This window comes from Mesotoga infera (assembly GCA_011045915.1).
Lineage (GTDB): Bacteria > Thermotogota > Thermotogae > Petrotogales > Kosmotogaceae > Mesotoga > Mesotoga infera_D.
In genome coordinates this window covers 1-2,332 of the sequence record DSBT01000327.1, presented here as the reverse complement: position 1 = coordinate 2,332, position 2,332 = coordinate 1, and the positions used below count along the sequence as shown (strand labels likewise).

Here is a 2,332-nt window from a genome sequence, read left to right as displayed (position 1 = left end):
TCCACATCTCAAATGAAGCTTCGACGGAAGCTCCCTGCACTTTCGGGAAAAATAAAGGCACGAAACAAAGCCTGAAAACCGAACCTATCTGTGCTGTTATAATCATCATGAGACGTGATCTGAAATCCGGCATTCAACACTCTTCAAGCCTCGAGGTGAAGCTAGATGAGACTTATTACTAAGAAGATGTTTCTCGAGTACGATAACTGCCCTGTCAGGGGATGGACCGAGAGGAATGAACCTCGAGAATTCACGCCTACAGTCGCAGAGGATTTCAGGATGAAAGAAGGCCTCGATGTCGGCAAAAGGGCGAGGAGTCTCTTTCCTGAAGGTGTTCTTATAGAGGAACTGGATCCATTCGAGGCCTCCTTCATAACAGAGCGGATTATCGGAGACAGGCAGTCCGTAACACTGTTTGAACCTGCTTTCATCAGCGGCGATTTCGTCTCAAGGGCGGACGTTATGATAAAAGAGGGCGATGACCTGGATATCTTCGAGGTCAAGTCCAGTCTTGCCGGTTCATCGAACACAAAGGACTACATAAGAGATCTCTCTTACACAGTATCAGTTATAGAAAGCTCGGGCTACAGGGTCAAAAAAGCATGTTTGATTATGGTCTCGAGAATGTATCGCAAGGGTGATGACGACCGGAAGCTCTTTGAGATCATAGATGTTACGGACGAGGTCTCGGCGCAGAAAAGTGAGATAAAGGCAAAACTCGAACTTGCATCAGTTATCCTGACTTCAACATTGATCCCTTCCGGCACATTGGGGTACAAATGCAGAGACTGCGAGCATCTTCGAAGATGCTTTGGCCTTGATAGGAGACTCAGTATCTTTGAGCTTCCCAGATTGGGCGCCGATAAGACAGATGCTTTGATCGAAAAGGGATACTTCTATCTAGAAGAGCTTCCGCGTGAGGCACTTGGCGACAAACCCCTTCTGCAAAGGGTCTTTCGTGGAGCAAAGACAGGAGGGATAGTGGTTGACGAACCCGAAGAGCTTCGTGAAAAGCTGAATAGCATGGAGCATCCGATAGGTTTTCTCGATTTCGAGACCGCGGCTTCAGTTATTCCACTGTATGATGGCCTGGCTCCATACGAGGGGATCCCATATCAATATTCACTGCACATTCGAAGAAAGGACCCGGAAGTCCTTGAACACAGGGAGTTTCTCTTCGGCAATCCTTCGAGAGATGAAAGCCTCCTGCTCGCCGAAAGGCTGGTTGAGGACCTCAAGGACTGCAGAACACTTATGGCGCACCACGCTTCCGTCGAGAGGAATATTCTGAGATGGCTGTCTAACAGATACAAAGACTATCCAGAACTTTCAGAACAGCTCATATCCTTCTCGGAGATATTTGTAGATTCAGAACTCCTCGTGAAAAACCACATATATCATCCCGACTTCGGTGGAAGTTTCTCGATCAAGAAGCTTCTTCCTGCACTTGTTGAAGGGATTGGCTATGAGGGACTGTTTATCCATAACGGTGACGATGCCAGGTATGTTTTCGTGAACATGGCTCTGGGAAATTACAGAGCGTCCGAGGCAGAGAGAATAAGAAGAGATATGCTGGAGTACTGCAAGATGGATACACTGGCGATGGTGGAGATTCACAGATTTCTCTGCGATCTTTCATCGGAATGAGGATACTGTCGATACAAATGTGAATCATCAGCCTCCGACTTAATCGAATTCTTTTCGAAGTAGAACAGTCTGGTCATCAAATTAGGTTATTATGAATCATGCACACTTAGGCATCGAGAGGATGTGACGACATAGGAATCTTCAAGATAAAGAATCATGAGACATCGCTTCCACTTATTCAGGGAGGAATGGCCGTAGGGATTTCTCTCGACAACCTGGCCGCTTCAGTCGCTTCTGAAGGTGGTGTAGGGGTTATTGGAACGGCAGGTATCGGTATGACGGTTGATGGTTACAGAAAGAACTTCAGGCAGGCAAGCATAGATGGCCTCAAGAATACCATAAGAAGGGCAAGGGAGAAGACAAGAGGGGTTTTGGGAGTAAACATTATGGTAGCCCTCACAAACTATGCAGAGATGGTGGCAACGGCCGTGAAGGAGAAGATAGACGTGATAATCTCCGGCGCGGGACTGCCTCTTGATCTCCCCTCTTATCTCGATGATCGATCGGAAACTGCTGTCATTCCTGTGGTCTCATCTCTGAAGTCCGCAACAGTAATATTTAAGAGATGGTATGGCAGGTACGGATACGTCCCCGACGGCTTCGTTGTGGAGGGACCAAAGGCGGGCGGCCACCTCGGATACAGAGTCGAGGAGATCTTTTCTGAAGATAGTTCTCTCGAAAAGAC

The 2,332-nt window shown here is 47.6% G+C and carries 2 protein-coding genes; both read left to right on the top strand.

The genetic code is table 11. The features are described 5' to 3' along the window. Window positions 1–165: 165 nt before the first annotated feature. The gene (locus ENN47_10675) at window positions 166–1,647 is read left to right on the top strand and encodes a DUF2779 domain-containing protein (protein HDP78621.1); all 1,482 of its coding nucleotides are present in this window, start codon (window positions 166–168) and stop codon (window positions 1,645–1,647) included. A 131-nt stretch (window positions 1,648–1,778) separates the two neighbouring features. Further along, window positions 1,779–2,332: nitronate monooxygenase (locus ENN47_10670; protein ID HDP78620.1), on the top strand; the 554-nt coding region annotated here is incomplete at its 3' end.

Excerpts from the sequence above, each read along its gene's own strand:
- ENN47_10675 (HDP78621.1), top strand. The coding sequence starts at position 166 with ATGAGACTTATTACTAAGAAGATGTTTCTCGAGTACGATAACTGCCCT.